This window comes from Indibacter alkaliphilus LW1, from assembly GCF_000295935.2.
Taxonomy (GTDB): domain Bacteria; phylum Bacteroidota; class Bacteroidia; order Cytophagales; family Cyclobacteriaceae; genus Indibacter; species Indibacter alkaliphilus.
On record NZ_ALWO02000040.1, the window covers coordinates 88,307 to 107,015 of the forward strand.

Sequence of the window (18,709 nt, forward strand, 5' to 3'; positions counted from 1 at the left end):
CTAAATTCAAAATCTCATTTCACAAATCATGTTTTAAAAAGAATTATACAACTGAAATACCTTGAACCTAAAAATTGTTTTCGAGATAAATATAAGGCACCCAATCACCCATTGGAAAAGCTCTGGAGGTGGAAAAATCAAAACAACCCAATATCAAATCCTTCTTCCCATTCCCTGAAATATCAGCAGCATCCATGGTCATTAAATTATACTTGCCCAAATCATCTTTTTTATAAATATCAAAATTCAAACTTCCGGCATTCTCTAGATACAGAAAATTATTTCTTTGTCCGTTTTCCCTTTCAGGAAAATAAGACAACACTGCCAAATCAAGCCTTCCGTTGAGATTAAAGTCTTCTACCAAAAGGGCACTTGCTCCATGAAAAGGTTGAAAATAGGATTCGGTGAATTTATTTTGGCCATCATTCTTATAAATCCTCACACCATGATAAGGCTTAGGAATGATTGAAAGATCTGCATTGTCCCCTGATACCATTATGATGTCTTTGTAGCCATCTCCATCCATGTCTTCAAAAAACATATCCGAAGCCCCGAAAAGCGGTTGGAATCCCAGCCATTTTTCTTCCCTGAATTTCCCTTTGCCTTGATTGAGGTAAACATACACCCCTTCATAGGCCTGAGTCATCAAAGCTATCACATCCGGAAGTCCATCTCCATTAATGTCTTCTATAATTGTCTTTCTTGCACCTGGCCTGTTATTAAAGTATCTTTTGGTGTATCCACTATCATTTTGCTCATACCAGACCAATTGACCGACATGATGTCCAAATTCAGAGATGACAATATCTTGCCTTCCGTCTTGATTGAGATCTTCATAAACAAAGTGTACTGGTCTAGTGAGACTATCCAAAACGGGACTAACTCTTTTATCCGAAAAATTACTATATGACTCCAACTTACCGATAGAGGTATTGGAAGGATCCATTACCCCCATAGTGAGAAGGTCATACCTATCTTTTCCATAGAAATAGATATCCGAAGCAGGACTTGAAATCCCAATAGAATCTTTGAGATCATTGCGCAAGACATCTGCCTTAAAAACCTGCCTAAATCTATCCCCGAAATAAAGGACACCTTCTTCCGACTCCCATCTTAAAAAGGTGGTGAAATTAGGTCTTTGTTTCCCTGTCTTGGGCACTATGATTTTCCAATTTTCAGCCTCTTTAATCGACTGAAAATCAAGACCATTATCCGGCAAACTCTCGGGAGAATTTTCCAAATAATAGGATTCCATCATTTTCCATTCGCTAAGAGAAATCAATGCCTGCTTGGCATAAATCCCTTCAGGAGCATCAATATCAGCGCCTACCGCATGTCCAAAATCCTCTTCTGTAATCAGCCCCATCCTTCTTCTCATATCCGGCAGAACAGAATTTTTCCAAGTAGCTTTGTCCAACAATGCCGGATCGGGTTTAAGGTGACAAGCTCCACAATAAGCATCCGTAAGGGTTTTTCCATTCATTACCTCTTCAGCTATACTTATAGAAGCGACATGGTCGAGGTCAGACTTTTCACTTTCACTTCTTTTGGAACAAGCAAATAAAAAAACACAGAGCAGTAAAAAAGTGGATATATTTTGCATTTGGGATTTGATTTTCACTAGAAAAATAGTGTCAACTTTACAGTTAAACCACCTCTTTGGGATAAATGGAAAAATGATTATACCAAATCAGGATAATTGTCTGATAATTTTAGCGGGGCTTCCCATAGCCAGGACATTGGCTGGAATATCTTTTGAAACCAGGGATCCTGCGGCAATGGTGGTATTCTCACCTATGCTTACCCCAGGAAGAATCACAGAATTCCCTCCTATCCAGCAGTTGTCACCAATACTGACCGGTAAAGCTTTGGTGAGATAAGGTGCAGAATCAGGCTCCTGATTCTGTAAGACGCGTTCTTTGGCCGAAAGGGGATGAGTAGCAGTATAAACCTGCACGTTAGGACCTATAAGTACATTTTGACCAATTATTATTTTGGCACAGTCAAGCAAAACAGCTCCGGTATTAATGAAAGTATTTTTCCCAATTTCTATGTGCATCCCATAGTCACAGTAAAAAGGTGCTTCTAACCAAACACCCTCTTCCAACCTGCCAAAAAGCTCCTTCAGCAACAATGCTTTTCCTTCAGTATCTCTGGAAGACAAAGCATGCCATTTTTGCAAAAGCTCCTTGGCCCTATGGTAGCATTCCAATAGTTCGGGATCCCTGGAATTGTAATATTCCCTGCTTAGCAACTTTTCTCTTTCGGTCATTTAGCTTATCGCTTTTTTAAATTTCAATACTTCAAATTCATCTATTGTCAGGACCTTTTTAAACATTCCAGGATCTGAGGAAAGGCTGACTTTTGAATACACAAACCGGCTTTTTGAAGGTCTGAATCCCTTACAACTGGCATGAATCTCTTGAAATGCTGAATGATTTTTGAACTCATGAACATGTTCGGATCTGGATCCACCACCTGGCATGATGATAATCCTTCCTGCTGCCCAATCCATGTAGGATTTGATATTCTCCAGTCCCAAGCTGACTGTATTTTCTCCTCCGGAAGTAAGTATCCTCTTAAATCCAAGGGATACAATTTCCTCCAGTGCTATCTTTTTGTCCACCGTAATGTCAAAAGCCCTGTGAAATGTGCAGGGCATTCCTTCTGCAGCTTCCAGCAAATACTGACAGGCTGCTTTGTCGACCTGTCCGACTTCATCCAAAACCCCAAAAACAAAACCCTCAGCTCCATAAGATTTCAAGATCTGAATATCATTGCGCATTGCTTCCAATTCTTCTTGCTCATATACGAAATCCCCCCCTCTTGGTCTTATCATCACAAAGACAGGGGTATTGATTTTTGATTTGATCAGCTTCAGCAGTCCTGCACTGGGGGTAGTACCACCCTCGCCAAAATCCGCACACAATTCCAGCCTGTCAACCCCAAATGCTGATGCCCTCAATGCCGCTTCAACTGTATAGACAGGAGCTTCCAAAAGTATTTTTCTCATTTAAACCAAGATTTAGAATCTACCAAAACTTTCTCCTGTTGGTTGTGTCTGGCAAAGTTAAAACCAGGGTGTACTGCAAAAGCTCCTGATTCCCCATCCTTATTGATGGCCAAAAAACCCGCCTGAATATCTTTGATATCCTTGCTGTTTTTGGCTACCAGTCTTCTTACCGCTTCTTCGCATGCTTCCTGGGGTGTCCTTCCTTGACGCATCAGTTCAACAATCAAAAAACTTCCACAAATTCTAATAATTGACTCCCCCAATCCTGTGGCAGTGGCAGCCCCGACTTCATCATCCACATACAAACCCGCACCTATGATAGGACTGTCCCCTACCCTACCGTGCATTTTGAATGCAAGACCAGAAGTAGTACAAGAACCCGCCATTTTCCCGTTTGCATCAATTCCGATCATTCCTATGGTATCATGGTTTTCTATATTGATGATCGGCTTGTATTTTGACTCTACTTTCCACTCCTTATACATTTCCTCAGCTTTGGGGCTTAGTGTTTCCTCTTCCATAGGGAAGCCCTGCGCAATGGCAAACTGACGTGCTCCTTCCCCCGCCAGCATCACATGGGGCGTTTCTTCCATAACCCTTCTGGCCAAAGAAATCGGATGCCGTACCTGCCTCACAAAGGCAACTGTTCCACAGGAGCCATCCCCTTTCATAATAGATGCATCCAAAGTGGGGATACCCTCTCTATCAGGAAGCCCCTGAAGTCCCACAGATAAGTTATCCATATCGAGTTCTGTTACTTTCACACCTTCCTCCACTGCATCTACCAAGTTTCCGGATTGCACCAAAACCTCCCAAGCCCTATCATTGGCCGGCATGCCGTGCTCCCAGGTACTTAAGATAAGGGGTTTTTGACTTTGTGATTTTTTGGAAAAAGTGAAAGCTTCACCGGCTTTCAAAATTCCCGAAGGGAGCATCAATGACGTCCCCAATAATGAGGTTTTGAGGAATGACCTTCTGTTAGACATGGGGTTTTATATTTTTAGATATTATCATGAACAAATCAATGTGGCAACAATATCATAAAAATATCAAGGACTTCTTTAAACTTTAATAAAAAAATTAAAAAAGTATCGACCATTGGTAAAAGACTATTTACGCATTTCGAAAAACAATCTTAATTTTGAACTTGCTTAAAAGTCTAACCTGCCAGGTTTTACCTAATATTTTGGTTTAAATTATTTAGATTTATTAACCTGGCAGGTTTTAAGCTTATTTTAGATTCTGAATATCGGAAATTTTACGACAAACGTGATTTAAAGAATTTACCTATGGTTTAGAACCAATCCCATAAATCGGGACAGCTTATCCATGAATATCGGTGTGCAATAAAAAACAAGATTTTTAATGGCTACTGGCATCATTCCGGATCTACTTATCTTAGACTATACAAAATTAAATACCAAACATAAAGCCCATGAGACCTTATATACTTGCTGAAAACAACTGGAAGAACCTCAAAACAGAACGTTTTGAACTGGCAGTTCTTCCTTGGGGAGCAACTGAAGCCCACAATTACCACATGCCTTATGGTACGGACATATATGAGGCGGATGCCATTGCCGGTGAGGCCGGTAGAATTGCCTGGGAAAAAGGCTCAAAAGTTACAGTGCTGCCCACTATCCCTTTTGGTGTAAATACTGGCCAACATGACATCTACTTGGATATCAACATGAATCCAAGTACCCAAATGGCCATTATCAGGGACATTCTCACTGTACTCAACAGACAGGGAGTCAAGAAATTTCTGATTGTCAACAGTCATGGAGGTAATGATTTTAAAACCATGCTCAGGGAACTGGGACTTGAATTTCCGGAAATGTTATTGATGACCTGCAACTGGTTTCAGGCTTTGGACAAAAGCAAATATTTTGAGAAAGCCGGAGACCATGCTGATGAAATGGAAACCAGCCTGATCATGCATTTACACCCGGAATTGGTAGGTCCTTTGGAAGAGGCCGGAGACGGAAAAGAAAAAATGCCGAAGATCGAAAGTCTAAAGGAAAAATGGGCTTGGGCAGAGAGACGATGGTCACAGGTCACAGAAGATACCGGTATTGGCAATCCTAAAAAAGCAAGCGCAGAAAAAGGCAAAAGGTATTTTGATGACGTTTGCCACAAAGTGGCCAAGCTGATGGAAGAAATATGCCAAGCTGATATTGGGGATTTGTATAAGTAGAAATTAGAAGCAAGAAACAAGAAGCAAGACACAAGAGTCTCAGAAATTTCCGATTTACGACGCTTTGTTAAATTTTTATGGATGAGTTCTTAGAATTGCCTCACCTTGTCATCTCGACGCAGGAGATATCTGATCTAATTTTAAACCAATGACACACTTTATTTCATCCCAAGCTCAGCACCCGTTAGCGGCAGGTCCTCTTGATTTCCTCTGTAATCTATACCCTTTATGGATTTCAAATTCTCTGGTAAGATTATCGCCTGAGACGAATTACTGAGAAAACCAGAACGGTTGTAAACCTCAATCTTTTGGCGCTTACCATCCTGAAATTCCAAAATCAAGCTATGAAACTTTGTAGGGGTATTAAATATCTGCTTATCTGATGCTTGTGTACTTTCATGAATCAATAGCCTAGATCTATTTTGAGAAGAAATATATAACTGTCGACCATCCTTTCCCATAAGCAAAACCATAGCTTTGGCATCACCAGGAACTACAAAACCACTTTCTAAAGAGCGAACAGGCTCAAAACCTCCTTTTCCATCACCCAACAAAACTAATCCGTTGAATGCATCATACCTTCCCGAAAACACTTCATTACCATAATCATTTCCAATCAAAAGCACATCCAATTCCCCATCACCGTTGACATCCGCTATGGTGATACCATTGACAGGAGCTGTTTGAGCCATTAATGGCAATTCATGCACCTTAAACTTCCCTCCACCGAGATTTTCAATGTAAGACGTCCTGTCATAATTCCCTTCAAGCTGGACTACATCTTCCAGTTCTTCCGGGGTAAAAAGGCTCTGCTCAGTTACTCTGCCATATTCTTTGTACCTACTGAATTTTCTCCTGAAAAGCGTACTTTGACCATAGAGGTCATCCCAGTAGTGTGCCGGAACAGAGAGGTAATTCCCCGAATTGTCTTTGAAATAGGTGAAAATCACAGGATCAATACTTTTGTTTCCATCAAAGTCCTTGGCGTAAACCCTTACCGGCCTTTCCTCAGAAGGATGATAGTAATTATTGGCTCCCAAATTTCCAAGGATATAATCAGTCTTGCCGTTCTTATTGAAATCTCCTGTTGCAATACTATTCCACCAGCCAAGATATTTTTCAAGGCCTGTATTATTCATTTTTTCCAATGAAGAACCATTATTTTTGAAGATAGTGATTGGCATCAATTCTCCTACCACCATCAAATCCGGAATACCATCATCATCGACATCAGTCCATACCGCATCAGTGACCATCCCCACATTTCTTAATTCCGGAGCAACTTCATCAGTTACATCTTTGAGCACACCAGATTCATTTCTTAAAATAAAAGAACGGTCTGGAAGCGGGTACTGTCCTATGCCTGTTCTTCCTCCTACAAAAAGATCCATGAAACCATCTCCATTGAAATCTGCGGCACGAATCACTGTTCCGCTGGCTTCTACTTTTGCCTGATCAGTAGATGCTTTGGAGAAGTTCCCCTTTCCGTCATTGATAAAAATACGGTCTATATACTCTTCTGCTCCCGGTCTGAATTCAGAGCTTCCGGATACCAAATAGAGGTCGAGATCACCATCATTGTCCAAGTCAAAAAGCATAATCCCCATTTCCTCGTAGCGCTTATCTTCCTCTTTTTCAAAAAGGTTTTTTTCTGAAAAAGTACCATCATCCTCCTGAAAATAAATTACCGGAGAATAACCGGCTGCACTTCCTACAATAAAATCCTCATTGCCATCACCATTGATATCCCCTACTGCCAAGCTTGGACCAAACTGAGTGAGCTTGTGTGGAAGTGTACGCTGTATATTATAATCTATTTTATCCTCCTCCTGATGGAAAAAGTCTACCCCCAATTCAGCAGAAACCTCTTTGAACATTGGACTAACCTCTTTAGGACTGAAAGGAAACTTTGGTTTTTTTAAACCTGGGTTTAATGCATTGGCATAATTGACTTCGAGCACCTGATTCGGTTTCACAGGCTCAATTGACTGGTGCCTCCCATCCTGCCATAACACTTCCAAGATCAGGCCCTCTCTTGATTCCCCTAATCCAAAATGAACAACATCTTCTACAGCAGACATGTAACCTCTTGAAATTTGCTGCTCGTGGTAAATAAAATCACCGACAGACTTTCTGAGAACCAATTTGGCACCTATACCCATTGGATTGTCAGTAGGTCCTTTCAGTTTCACTCTCAGGTAATTTCCCTTTTCCGATTTATTATGTAGGGTGTTTTCAAAAACAAAAGCCGGATCATTGATATTATTGACGACATAGTCTAAATCTCCATCCCCATCCAGATCCACAAACACGGCTCCATTGGAAAAGGATGGCTTATTGAGCCCCCACTTTTCCCCAACATCTTCAAAGGTCCAATCCCCCTTATTTTTAAAAGAGTAATTGGGTATTTTGACAATGGGTATGGAATCCAGAAGCTGCCTTGTGCTAGCTACACCTCCAACATCCGCCCGATAATTGGCAAAATCCTTATCTGTGATGTCCCGGGGAAAACCATTGGTCACCAACAAGTCCCGCTGCCCGTCATTGTCCACATCCACAAACAAAGGAGACCAGGACCAATCGGTCTGATACACCCCTGCCATAAATCCGATTTCGCTGTAAGGTACACCGGGACCATTACCCACATGAAGCATATTTCTTACATGCTGGTATTCATAGCCCCACTGCTCATTGGAAATATAGGTCTGATAAGGATTCTTGGCGATGGTGGTTTTCTTTCTGAAATTGGTTTCGCCCAACATATCCAAAGTAATGATATCTACAAATCCATCATTGTTGTAGTCCGCTATATCAGAGCCCATAGAAAACATGCTTTGGTGCCGGATATATTCCTTAGTCTGATTGGAAAAGGTGCCGTCCTGATTATTGATATACAGGATATCATTCGGCGTGTAATCGTTGGAAATATAAATATCCGGCCAGCCGTCAAAATTGATATCTGCAATGGCCAATCCAAGACCAAAGCCTTCTATGGTAATTCCTGCCTCAATGGTCACGTCTGAAAAAGTCCCATCCCCATTATTGCGGTAAAGTCTGTCATTATTGATTGCAGAACCATCCGTTATTTTCTCTCTGAAATTGGAAGGGATTGATTTACTCTGTTCATTATTGAGGACATAGAGATCCAAATGACCATCATTATCATAGTCGAAAAAAGTAGCCATCATGCTGTTGCCCGTTTCAGCAATCCCATATTGGGCAGCCTTTTCTTCGAAGTAAGGATTCCCGTCTTCATCAAGACCTTGATTTACAAAAAGCATGTTTGCTCTTTTTTCCATTTCCGGAAACATTGCGGCACAGACATAAATATCCATCCAACCATCTCCATTGATGTCCACAATGGTCACACCCGTACTCCACCTATCGGCAGCGGCTGTGCCTGAACCATTTGTTATGTCTTCAAATTTTAGGTTTCCTTTGTTGAGGTATAGTTTATTAGCCACCTGATTCCCTGTAAAGTACAGATCCGGCAATCCGTCATTGTTGAAATCAGCGACAGCCACACCGCCTCCGTTGAAAATATATTCGTCTGTCAGGATATTGAAAGAATCCGTTTCTACAATTTCATTATTGAAATGAATACCGGTCTCATTTGGGGACTTGAGGACGAATAAGGTTTCGGGGGATTTTTTGCAGGATGAAAGCAGCACCAAAGCACTGCACATCAATAGGATAATTCTCATGGGTAATAACAGGTTGTGTTGGGCTTAATAGAAACCAAATATTGGTATTTATTTATTAAAAGGCGAAAGGATTTGAGGGAATTTTGACTTTAAAGGCCAATTACCAAGCTTAGACCAACAAATAAATGTGATGGAAATCTACGTGTAGGCTGTAAATAATGTGATAGAGGGTGAAGGGTATGTCCGTTCGTGAGGACACGAACGGTGGCGGTAATACATATAGACATCTTTTAGCTCTGCCCCTCGAAAATCGTATCCGCCCGGATGACTAGTCGGACAGGCTTCATCCTTGTCAATAATAACTATTCACTTTTTCATCCCTCATCCTTTCCCCTATTCACTAATAACTACTCACTGACAACTATTCTCTCCCGACCATGTCCCGTAGATGTCCCGTGTGTGTCCCGTAAATTCGCCTACTTTTCGCTAAAATCAAAGAATTCATTGTACTTTTTTGAGGAAATAATTTATCCAAAAAAATCTTGGTGAATTACACCCTTTTGAGGTCTGAAAAAATTCATATAGACAATTTACAAATTTACCCTTTACCTGACAGTATCTACTTTTGCCCAGGTTTCACAGCCCTGAACCAATCCCATAAAGGAACTGCAAATTGCCTTTTTCTTCCTCAAGTCCACCTTTTGATTTTGAAGAAAAAGGGTTTGGAGCTTTTGATATTTTCCTTTCAGAAATGCCAGTTTACACTCCTCCAAACAACACAAAAAAAGGATGGCTTTCACCATCCCTTTAAAGATATATAAATTATGAGGTTTAATGGTTCTTAGTTGAAACCAGGGTTTTGCACAAGTCTATCTCCCATCAAGTCAATCTGGAACTGAGGAATTGGAAGTAGTTCATCTCTTCCAGGAGTGAAACTTGATCCACCGAGAGCTGCAACCAAGATAGCAGCATCATGAGCAAAATAGAAATCCAATTCTTCTTTCGCAATACCCCATCTAACAAGATCATAAAATCTTTGACCTTCCATACCCAGCTCTAATTTTCTTTCGAATCTTACGGCTGTCCTGGCAGTATTGGCATCAGTCCAAGCAGATTCATAAAGTCCGACTACATAATTAGCTGCCATAGAACCATCATCTCTTAAGAGTTTAGAATTTACTGCTCTTTCTCTTACTCTATTTACCAATTCTCTTGCACGCTCAAGGTTACCCAATTCGACTTCTGCTTCTGCAGCCATCAACAATACGTCTGCAAACCTGATGATCATGATGTTGATTCCGGTATATCCTGGAGTCCAAGAAGCATTATCCTGAAAAGTGCCTTCTTCAGCTCTCTGGTAAACATATTTTTTCGGAGAATAAGGACCTCCATTAGGTTGGTTTCTGATCCAAGCTTGTCCTGGATGGTCTTGCCAATCCAAATAAGGAATACCTCTTCTACCTACCGTATGATCCAATCTTGGATCAAGATTTCCTGCATCAGGAGTGAAAGGCTGATCAGAATTAATACCTTGATCATTTGCCACCCTATTAGCTGGTTGATTAAAAGAATTATCAATCAATGGTAAACCTTGGGCATTTGTTCTAAAGCTATTCACAAAAGAAAAAGATGGCTGAAAGAATCCACAACAGTTACCTGGTCCATTTGGGCCGGTATTGTAAGGGAAGTTCAGGTCAAACTCAGGATTTGCATTGTTTACAGATCCTGTACCTGCTGCGGACTGATAAGCCCAAATTGATTCCTGATGATTGTCATTTGCTCCACGGAACATGTCATCATAATAAGGCACCAAGCCATAGCTCAAACCATTTGAAGTAACCCCATTCGCAATGATATCATCAAATAACTGCTTCGCATCTGAGAAACGCTGTTGGTACATGTAAACCTTAGCCAAATAAGACTTGGCTGCCCAAGAGTTAACTCTACCCACCTGTGCCTGAGTTGCGGGAAGGTTGTCTACTGCAAATTGAAAATCGGCAATTACAAAAGGAAGTACATCCTGGTCATTTCTCAATTCATTGAATCCTTCAGTACCATAATCATTATCTACATCCATGATGGGGACCCTGTTATAGTTTCTCCATAGCTCAAAATAGTAATGACCTCTTAAAAACCTGGCCTGACCCTCAATATTTGCGGCCTGGGCGTCAGAGACGTCTTCTCCTCTCATTGCCAAGAGTCTTAAAGTACTGTTAGCTCTTGCAATACCTTCATAAAGACCTTGCCAATTGTTCTCAATAACATCAATGGTTGGATTGGCTTCAAATCTTTGAATAGGATTGATAGTAGCAAAATCACCGGGGTCAGTGCCTTTATTGGCATCTCCCCCTCTGATACTTCCCCACACCCAATTGGAAGGAGATGACATACGCTGATCCCTCCCGTTCACTTGAGAATATGCACCAATCAAGGTAGCATCAATACCTTCAAGTGAAGTAAGCTGAGCTTCTGAAAGCTGTCCCACAACTGGGACATCCAGAAAGTCTTCGCAACTGGTACCCACAAGCATAATTCCTGCTGTTAAGGCTGCTGCAATTTGAAATTTAAATTTTTTCATAATATATAAAGTCTATGAATTTTTGCTGTTAACACTTTGTTTCACAGAATGTTTGATTAGAAACTTAGGTTCAAACCAATGGTATACTGTCTTGTCACAGGATAGTTACCTACATCCACACCGAACGCCAAATCTACATCACCACCTACCATCGGGTCAAGACCATCATATCCGGTCAAAGTCCACAAGTTGTTAGCTGAAGCAAAGACTCTTAGTCTTTCCAGTTTCCATCTTTGCAACAAAGATTGAGGCATGGTATAACCAAGTGTCAGGTTCTGTAATCTCAAGTAAGAACCATCCACTACATAATAGCTATTTCCAACTGTAGATGTACTTTCATTTGCTGTTCTTTCAACTTGAGGAATACTTGAGGTTGGATTCTCTGGAGACCAAGCATCCAAAAGCCTTCTTGAAATAGCAGCACCTTCAAATGTCTGATAGAAGTCTGTAAACCATCTCCACTGTGCCCAGATTTGGTTTCCATAAGTTCCGTAGAAATAGGCTGACAAATCAAAGTTCTTGTATCCCACTGTAAAGTTCATACCTCCTGTAAAAGATGGTACTGGAGACCCTAAGAATACCCTGTCATCTGGGGTAATAGAACCATCCCCATCAACATCTCGGTACTTGAACCTTCCTGGAGCAGCACCTGGCTGAGAAGCATGGCTTGCAACATCTTCTTCCGATTGGAACAAACCATCTACCTGATACCCAAAGAAAGAAGAAAGTGGCTGACCAACAGCATTTCTAATAGGCTGAATACCTCTAAAGTTAGGATTAGCATTCCCTGAAGTTATAAAATCCAAACCTGGAGCTAGTGATACGATTTCATTTTTCAAGAAACCACCATTCACTTGCAACTCATAAGTCCAGTCATTGCTCAAGTTACCTCTTGTAGCGACCAAGATATCCAATCCTCGGTTCATCATTTCACCGATGTTAACCGCAGGAGCTGCTGCTCTAAATCCCGCTACAGAAGGAATTGGAACCTGGAACAATAGATCTCTGGTATCTTTTTGCCAAAGATCCACAATCACGTCCAATCTTCCTCCAAAGGCAGTACCGTCAAAACCAATATTTGAAGTGACAGCTGTTTCCCATCTCGCATCCGGGTTTCCTATTCTTGATCTGTAGAAACCGATCAATGCGGAAGAGTTTGATCCTGCTATATCATAAGAAGAAAGTCCTATGTTACCAGCGAACAAAGAGAATTGGTTGTTAGGATCCACGTTATTGGAATTACCCATTTGTCCCCAACCCCCACGGATTTTTAAATCATCCAACCAAGTGGCAGAAGCCATAAAGCTTTCGGAAGAAAGTCTCCATGCTGCAGAGAATGCAGGGAAGGTACCATATCTAAAGTTCGGTCCGAATCTGGAAGAACCATCACGTCTTATTACCGCAGAGAACAAATACTTGTCATTCAAGGTATAGTTAACCCTAGAGAAGTAGGAAAGGAAATTTACACCTAGTCCCTGACCTGAGTTCACGATTCTGGTTGCCACTGGCAAGTTAGAGATTGTAATGAAATTAGGATCTTGAGAGAATGGATTCTGTCCCGTTGCACTGATATTTCTGGAAACACCTGTGTTCAATGCCTCTTGCCCTACGATTACATCAAAAGCATGCATGCCAAAGGTCTTTTTCCATTGTGCGGTATTGGTAAATGTCCAGCTGAAGAAATATCCAGCTCCTTCATTATAACCAAAAGCAGAGTTGTTTTCAGAGTTTTCGTATTGCAGCCTGCTAAATCCAACATTATAAAAGTTGTTATACTGGCCACCTATAGAAGTTCTCAAAGTTAGGTTTTCAATTGGATCAAATTCTAAATAAACATTTCCAAAAGCATTGGCATTAAAGTTTCTGTTGTCCAAAAGACCTTCTCTATTAGCTACAGGGTTTCTAGGGTTGTTGAAACCTCTTGCAGCTGTACCAGCATATCCCCCAAATTCATCACGAACTGGTATGATTGATGGCATACGGAAAGCTTGTAGGATATCGTTCTCATCCCTTGCTACACCTTGTCCACCAGCTCCTCCAGTCTGGCCTAATACTTGACGGTAGGTTGCTTGGAAATTTTGACCAATCCTTACTTTGCTACCTAAATCATGCTCAGAGTTCGCTCTTAAGGAAATCCTTCTAAAATCATTCCCAATTAGGATACCCCCTTGGTCTTGGATACCCAATCCAAAGAAATAACGGCTGGTTTCAGTACCACCTGAGAATCCCAAAGAATGTCTTTGAATAGGAGCAACTCTGGTGATTGCGCCAAACCAATCTGTACCTTCTCCAGTGGCTGCTCTCACCAATTGGTGAATGGAACCTCTGGTAGGGTCAATATTATATAATTCTCTTTGCTCCTCAAGCTGTGCAGGGCTCAAAGGGCCTGCGACACCAGCTGCTCCACCTACATTGATATAATAAGGCAAAACAGGCTGTTGGCCACTACCAAACTGAGGGTGAATACCTGCAAAATTAGGCTCTCTGCCATCAAGTCTTGCCTGATTTCTTTCCGCCTGCCAGGTGATATCTGCATATTGTTGTGGGTTTGTCATGTCCAAACCAGCACCTGGAAATGTCCAGCCAGTCATGCCATTGTAATCAAAGCGCATTTTTTGGGCTTTTCTGGAACCTCTTTTGGTGGTGTAGATGATCACACCATTGGCAGCCCTGGCACCATAGATAGAAGCAGCAGCAGCATCTTTCAATACTGTAGTAGACTCAATATCATCAGGGTTAAGGAAGTCAGTATTGCCTACTGGCACACCATCCACAATATAAAGTGGCTCGTTACCACCGAAAGCACCAAAACCACGTACCCTGATTTGGGAAGAAGTTCCTGGCTGACCATTAGTTACCACTGTCACACCTGCAATTCTACCTTGTAACGTTTGCTCAATGTTACCAGTAGGGATAATGGTAAGGTCTTTTGGATTTACTGTGGAAATCGCACCGGTTGTTTCACGACGGCTATCAATGGTATAACCAGTGATAACCAATTCGGTAAGTGTTCTTTCGTCAGGATTCATAGTCAGGTCCACTACAGACCTGTTACCTACCACTTGCTCGATAGTAGTATATCCGATAAATGAGAATACCAACACACTTTGGTCAGAAGGAACATTGAGGGAGTATTTTCCGTCAATATCCGTCGCTGTACCTGTGGTGGTACCTTTAACTAGGACAGTTACACCGGGAAGACCATCTCCGAATTCATCGAGAATGGTACCCGTCACTGTTCTTTGGGCCAGTGCTGTGGCACTGGAAAGCACTAAGAGTAATATGAATACACTTAAGCCTTTGTAAAGTTTTTCCATAAACATAGATTGATTGGGTAATAATTATTAATTGATAAGGTTTGAAAGCAATTAACTTTTCATTAATCATGCAAACGTTTGCAAACTTTTGCAAAATAATTGCAATAGTTTGCAAGGCGAGTATTAGCCTTTTTCCTATTGCTTGATTAAACCACGATAACTGTCAGGCTATCTATTCTACAATCCCGAGATTCAATTCGGGAGGTCTATTAAATGTACTGCTAAAACGATTTTGTAATCTTAAATAAAAAAAGGGGATTGAGTCATAGGCATCGAGATTTGGGGTTATTGTTAATATAGGTTTCAAGGTTATTTTGTTTGAGTTAAATACTTCGCAAAAGTTTGGATTTAACTGAATAAAGCTAAACTTTCTTTATGTATTTTTTACTTAACAGGAACTAATTTAAGAGATTAAAGTAGAATACAAAAATTTTTTTCCAAAATCAGTTTTTAATTTTTTTTAACAAATCAAAAGTCCTTTTAACAAATATTTATATTACTACTTTATCGAAAAATCCTTATAAAATCTCTGTCACCCCTATATTGACTGAAAAGAATCTCTTTTAATGCTTTTTCTTTCAGAAATTCTGAGCGCTCTACCGCTTTTGCCAAATTTTCTACTAAGCCTTGCTCATCTCCCGAAACAGCCGCAACCAAGGCCAATCCATAAAACCCATAGCCATAATCTCTGTTGAATTGAATAGATTCTTCAAATGCAATCAAAGCCTGACGATAGTCTTCCGCCAAAAAATAAGCAAGACCTTTATTGAAAAAATTTACCTCATTTTCCGGAGCACGGTTAAACCTGATAGTAGCTAGCCTGTAGTCTCCGTTTAAAATATCCAAAGCTCCCCTGAGACCCTCATTGGCTCTTAGAAATACATTGCTTTCATCCTTCTCCATGGCTGAAGCTTCAGAAATTGCAATATAAGCCTCAAACATATCCCCTCTCAAAATCAATGCCCTGCCCATATTATGCATGGAGATGGAATTGGTCTGAATCCTGTTGGCCTCTCTGAATTGGATGACAGCATTATTGATCAGGATGTTCTTTTCTCTGGTATCCAATGCTCTATTTGCCTGATTGAGATATACCACTCCAAGGTTGTTAAAGGCAATTACTGATGGGTGAATTTCTACGAGTTTGGCATAAATCCTCTCTTTTTCCTGAAGTCTTTTGGCCTCTTGACCGGCATAGATTAAATGTTCCTTGGAAAAACCCTCCAGACCTGACCCCTCCTGAAGCATTTTATAAACAGAGGCCGCAATTTCAGGATCTGAAAACCTGGAGTTTTCCAACACTACTTCTACTTTGGCAGTTCTGAGTTTGGGAAATAGCTCTGAAGACACTTTTCTGAAAGTTGGCAAAGCTCTCATTTTGCTGAGCTGGTTTGAAAAGTTATCATTGGAAGTTATAATGGAATAATAAGCTTCTTTTTGGGCTGAAGTAATGCCCTCGTAATCCCTTAACAAAAGTCTGAAATCAAACCAATCATTGATTCTAAAGGAAGTTTCCAGAGGAATGGACTTAGCTACTGACAATGATTTGATCCTTTTGGCCAGGTTTTCTGCCCGTTGAGAGGCAAGGGCGGGATTGACCAATTCAGCATCCTCAGGGGAAATCAGTCCTGTCAGTTTTATTTTTGTAATGACATAGCCTCTTTCTCCCCGATTCAAAAAATTATACAATTCATTGGGAAGACTACGACCTGGAACTTCGCTGCCACCTCTGCCAAAGTTGACAGCAAATTCCCTTATTCTATCTGTAGAAAAACCTGAAAAATCAGTGGTGATATAAATCCCCAATTCCTGAATAGGCTCATTGGGGGTAATTTGTCCCATGCGTGTAAGGAGTACAGAAGCATTGACCCCAACTGCCAGCTCTTTTAGCTCTGGCGTGAAAACCCTGTCTTTTTGAAATACCAGGGCTTTCAATGCCAGCGTACCTGTATCCATACCTTCCAGATAAGGGAAAGTGATTTTTTCATCCAATCTCAATTCCTGGGCAGGCTGCATGTATACTCCATCAAAAGCAGTAAATTCACCAAGTCTTAGCGCGCCTTCTCCATATCTATATTCTGGATACAAATACACTTTGGTATCTTTATTGAGTAGACTTAGCGGTAAGGCTCCTCTGATGTTTACCCTGACTGAATCTTTGTGGAGAGATAAAATTTCAGGTCTTACTGAAATTCCATCCAATAACGATTCATATTTATTAATTTTGGGGCTACAAGAGAAAATGAATGTAAAGACAAAACAAAACAGAAGAATATACCCTTGATTTCTAAACATTTGAAGCACTTATAGTATTGTTGAAGATATTCGGAATATTTTATTACATTTAAGCAAAACCTAACCAACGATTATGAATCAACTCAAGTTATTTTTCGAAGAAAGAGCCTTTGGAGTCTGTTCCAAACTGGGGGAGAAATTCAATTTTCCTATTGACTCAATCCGCTTGTTTTTTATTTACAGTTCATTTATCACACTTGGCTCTCCCATCATCCTTTACGTGAGTATGGCTATGATGATGAAAGTTAGAAAATATCTCAGAAAGATGAACAATCCTGTACTATTTGACTAAAGCTCTGAGAATTTCCTCTTACCAAGCAAATAGTATTCCCAAAGAATTGACCTGATAGTTGGGAAAGACGATGGCACAGTATTGCCTTTATTTTCAACAAGTTGATTTTTTAAGCTCAAAAACTGTCCGTGTGCCCTTAATACTGCTACTGCATCTTTGAGCTGCCCTCTAAAAGCGAATACTAACGCCGCCAAAATATCCAAGCCAATTCTTTTAAGATAGGTTTTCCTAAATTCAACAGGGCTTTGATTTTTCTTCAGGGTCAAAAGACTGTTTCTGAAATTCAATAAAGTTTTGAAAGGATTGCTTCTTGAAAGTGTAGCCCCTCCCTGATGATAAACAGCTATATTATATATATACTGCAATTTCCAGCCATCATTCCTTAGCCTCCAACAAAAATCGATTTCTTCCATATGTGCAAAAAATAAGGGATCGAACCCTCCGTATTCATGAAACAGTTTTGCTTGCACTGCCATGCAGGCCCCTGAAGTCCAATCTACTGCTGCCACGTCGTTGTATTGACCTTGATCTTTTTCTATTTGGGTGAAAATCCTACCTCTGCAGTAAGGATACCCCAATGAGTCCAGGTATCCTCCAGCTGCACCGGCATGATCAAAGTAGTCTTGATGAATGGCCGAGAGAATTTTAGGTTGAACAGCAGCCGTTTCAGGATTTGTTTCCAGCCAATCAATCAGGTTAGCATCCCAATCAGCAGTAACTTCCACATCAGAATTCAATAATATATAATATTGATACTTACCTTCAATTTGCTTTAAAGCTTGGGTATATCCTCCGGCAAAACCATAGTTTTGGTCTAGAACTATAAGGGCTATATCAGGAAATTCATGTTTTAAAAATTCGATGGAATCATCAGCGCTATTGTTATCAGCCACAATTATCTCAAAGGTGGAATGTGCTACCACTGAGGGTAAAAACTTCTGCAAAGTGTTTATACCATTATAATTGAGTATAACTATGGCCGCTTTTCGCATCAAAACATATTTCCAAAATCCATCCCTGGGATGTTGGGCATCATGCCATCTGTAGCTGACTTCATTTCTTCTTTGATCTTGATATCAATCTCTTCCATGGCTTTATTTGTCGCAGCTACTATGAGATCACTCAACATATCTTTATCCGATTGATTGACCAAGGAATCATCCATTTGAATGGTAATTACTTTTCTGGCTCCATTTACCGTCACTTTTACCATTCCGGCTCCTGATTCGCCTTCTGCCCTGAGGTGAACTAATTTGGACTGGGCTTCTTTGATTTTAGCCTGCGCCTCTTTCACCTTATTCATAATACTCATCAAATCGAACATGTCTTTTGCTTTATTTCCGGCAAATATAACTTTTTCCTTTCAGTCTGCT

General features: G+C 40.6%; 13 protein-coding genes. 2 read left to right on the forward strand and 11 right to left on the reverse strand.

Annotated elements, in window-relative coordinates:
* Nucleotides 1–67 precede the first annotated feature (67 nt).
* The 4 genes from A33Q_RS15465 to A33Q_RS15480 all read right to left on the reverse strand — a co-directional run bounded on the left by A33Q_RS15465 (nt 68) and on the right by A33Q_RS15480 (nt 3,999).
* Nucleotides 68–1,603, reverse strand: a complete 1,536-nt coding sequence (locus tag A33Q_RS15465) for an FG-GAP repeat domain-containing protein (RefSeq protein WP_009034690.1) — start codon at nt 1,601–1,603, stop codon at nt 68–70.
* A gap of 87 nt (nt 1,604–1,690) precedes the next feature.
* Nucleotides 1,691–2,272: a sugar O-acetyltransferase gene (locus A33Q_RS15470; RefSeq protein ID WP_009034691.1), complete on the reverse strand. Its 582-nt coding sequence runs from the start codon at nt 2,270–2,272 to the stop codon at nt 1,691–1,693.
* On the reverse strand, nt 2,273–3,013 hold the full coding sequence (locus tag A33Q_RS15475; protein WP_009034692.1) for a copper homeostasis protein CutC: 741 nt from the start codon (nt 3,011–3,013) through the stop codon (nt 2,273–2,275).
* Entirely contained in the window at nt 3,010–3,999 is a 990-nt protein-coding gene (locus tag A33Q_RS15480; RefSeq protein ID WP_016255375.1) for an isoaspartyl peptidase/L-asparaginase family protein, read from the reverse strand. Before A33Q_RS15480 ends, A33Q_RS15475 begins: the two co-directional genes overlap by 4 nt.
* A 449-nt stretch (nt 4,000–4,448) precedes the next feature.
* Here A33Q_RS15480 and A33Q_RS15485 point away from each other — a divergent pair, with 449 nt between their 5' ends.
* The gene (locus tag A33Q_RS15485) at nt 4,449–5,210 is read left to right on the forward strand and encodes a creatininase family protein (protein ID WP_009034694.1); all 762 of its coding nucleotides are present in this window, start codon (nt 4,449–4,451) and stop codon (nt 5,208–5,210) included.
* Between the two features lie 158 nt (nt 5,211–5,368).
* On the opposite strand, the gene A33Q_RS15490 is transcribed toward A33Q_RS15485, so the two are convergent.
* The 5 genes from A33Q_RS15490 to A33Q_RS15510 form a co-directional block, all read right to left on the reverse strand.
* The gene (locus A33Q_RS15490) at nt 5,369–8,914 is read right to left on the reverse strand and encodes an FG-GAP-like repeat-containing protein (protein WP_009034695.1); all 3,546 of its coding nucleotides are present in this window, start codon (nt 8,912–8,914) and stop codon (nt 5,369–5,371) included.
* Nucleotides 8,915–9,459: 545 nt separating this feature from the next.
* On the reverse strand, nt 9,460–9,657 hold the full coding sequence (locus A33Q_RS22005; RefSeq protein ID WP_016255376.1) for a hypothetical protein: 198 nt from the start codon (nt 9,655–9,657) through the stop codon (nt 9,460–9,462).
* 38 nt (nt 9,658–9,695) lie between these two features.
* A complete protein-coding gene (locus A33Q_RS15500) occupies nt 9,696–11,432 on the reverse strand; it encodes a RagB/SusD family nutrient uptake outer membrane protein (protein WP_009034697.1) in 1,737 nt (578 codons plus the stop codon).
* 56 nt (nt 11,433–11,488) lie between these two features.
* Nucleotides 11,489–14,755, reverse strand: a complete 3,267-nt coding sequence (locus A33Q_RS15505) for a SusC/RagA family TonB-linked outer membrane protein (protein ID WP_009034698.1) — start codon at nt 14,753–14,755, stop codon at nt 11,489–11,491.
* 498 nt (nt 14,756–15,253) lie between these two features.
* Nucleotides 15,254–16,951, reverse strand: coding sequence for a tetratricopeptide repeat protein (locus A33Q_RS15510; protein ID WP_009034699.1), 1,698 nt, complete (start codon nt 16,949–16,951; stop codon nt 15,254–15,256).
* Nucleotides 16,952–17,117: 166 nt separating this feature from the next.
* On the opposite strand from A33Q_RS15510, the gene A33Q_RS15515 reads away from it, so the two are divergent.
* Entirely contained in the window at nt 17,118–17,336 is a 219-nt protein-coding gene (locus A33Q_RS15515; protein ID WP_009034700.1) for a PspC domain-containing protein, read from the forward strand.
* On the opposite strand, the gene A33Q_RS15520 is transcribed toward A33Q_RS15515, so the two are convergent.
* Together A33Q_RS15520 and A33Q_RS15525 are read right to left on the reverse strand one after the other, a co-directional pair.
* A complete protein-coding gene (locus A33Q_RS15520; RefSeq protein ID WP_009034701.1) occupies nt 17,333–18,328 on the reverse strand; it encodes a glycosyltransferase family 2 protein in 996 nt (331 codons plus the stop codon). The genes A33Q_RS15515 and A33Q_RS15520 overlap by 4 nt on opposite strands.
* The gene (locus tag A33Q_RS15525; protein WP_009034702.1) at nt 18,328–18,660 is read right to left on the reverse strand and encodes a YbaB/EbfC family nucleoid-associated protein; all 333 of its coding nucleotides are present in this window, start codon (nt 18,658–18,660) and stop codon (nt 18,328–18,330) included. The genes A33Q_RS15520 and A33Q_RS15525 overlap by 1 nt, the downstream gene beginning before the upstream one ends.
* Between the last annotated feature and the right edge of the window lie 49 nt (nt 18,661–18,709).

Excerpts from the sequence above, each read along its gene's own strand:
- A33Q_RS15480 (WP_016255375.1), bottom strand. The coding sequence starts at position 3,999 with ATGTCTAACAGAAGGTCATTCCTCAAAACCTCATTATTGGGGACGTCA.
- A33Q_RS15525 (WP_009034702.1), bottom strand. The coding sequence starts at position 18,660 with ATGTTCGATTTGATGAGTATTATGAATAAGGTGAAAGAGGCGCAGGCT.
- A33Q_RS15485 (WP_009034694.1), top strand. The coding sequence starts at position 4,449 with ATGAGACCTTATATACTTGCTGAAAACAACTGGAAGAACCTCAAAACA.
- A33Q_RS22005 (WP_016255376.1), bottom strand. The coding sequence starts at position 9,657 with ATGGTGAAAGCCATCCTTTTTTTGTGTTGTTTGGAGGAGTGTAAACTG.
- A33Q_RS15490 (WP_009034695.1), bottom strand. The coding sequence starts at position 8,914 with ATGAGAATTATCCTATTGATGTGCAGTGCTTTGGTGCTGCTTTCATCC.
- A33Q_RS15500 (WP_009034697.1), bottom strand. The coding sequence starts at position 11,432 with ATGAAAAAATTTAAATTTCAAATTGCAGCAGCCTTAACAGCAGGAATT.
- A33Q_RS15515 (WP_009034700.1), top strand. The coding sequence starts at position 17,118 with ATGAATCAACTCAAGTTATTTTTCGAAGAAAGAGCCTTTGGAGTCTGT.
- A33Q_RS15475 (WP_009034692.1), bottom strand. The coding sequence starts at position 3,013 with ATGAGAAAAATACTTTTGGAAGCTCCTGTCTATACAGTTGAAGCGGCA.
- A33Q_RS15470 (WP_009034691.1), bottom strand. The coding sequence starts at position 2,272 with ATGACCGAAAGAGAAAAGTTGCTAAGCAGGGAATATTACAATTCCAGG.
- A33Q_RS15505 (WP_009034698.1), bottom strand. The coding sequence starts at position 14,755 with ATGTTTATGGAAAAACTTTACAAAGGCTTAAGTGTATTCATATTACTC.
- A33Q_RS15520 (WP_009034701.1), bottom strand. The coding sequence starts at position 18,328 with ATGCGAAAAGCGGCCATAGTTATACTCAATTATAATGGTATAAACACT.
- A33Q_RS15465 (WP_009034690.1), bottom strand. The coding sequence starts at position 1,603 with ATGCAAAATATATCCACTTTTTTACTGCTCTGTGTTTTTTTATTTGCT.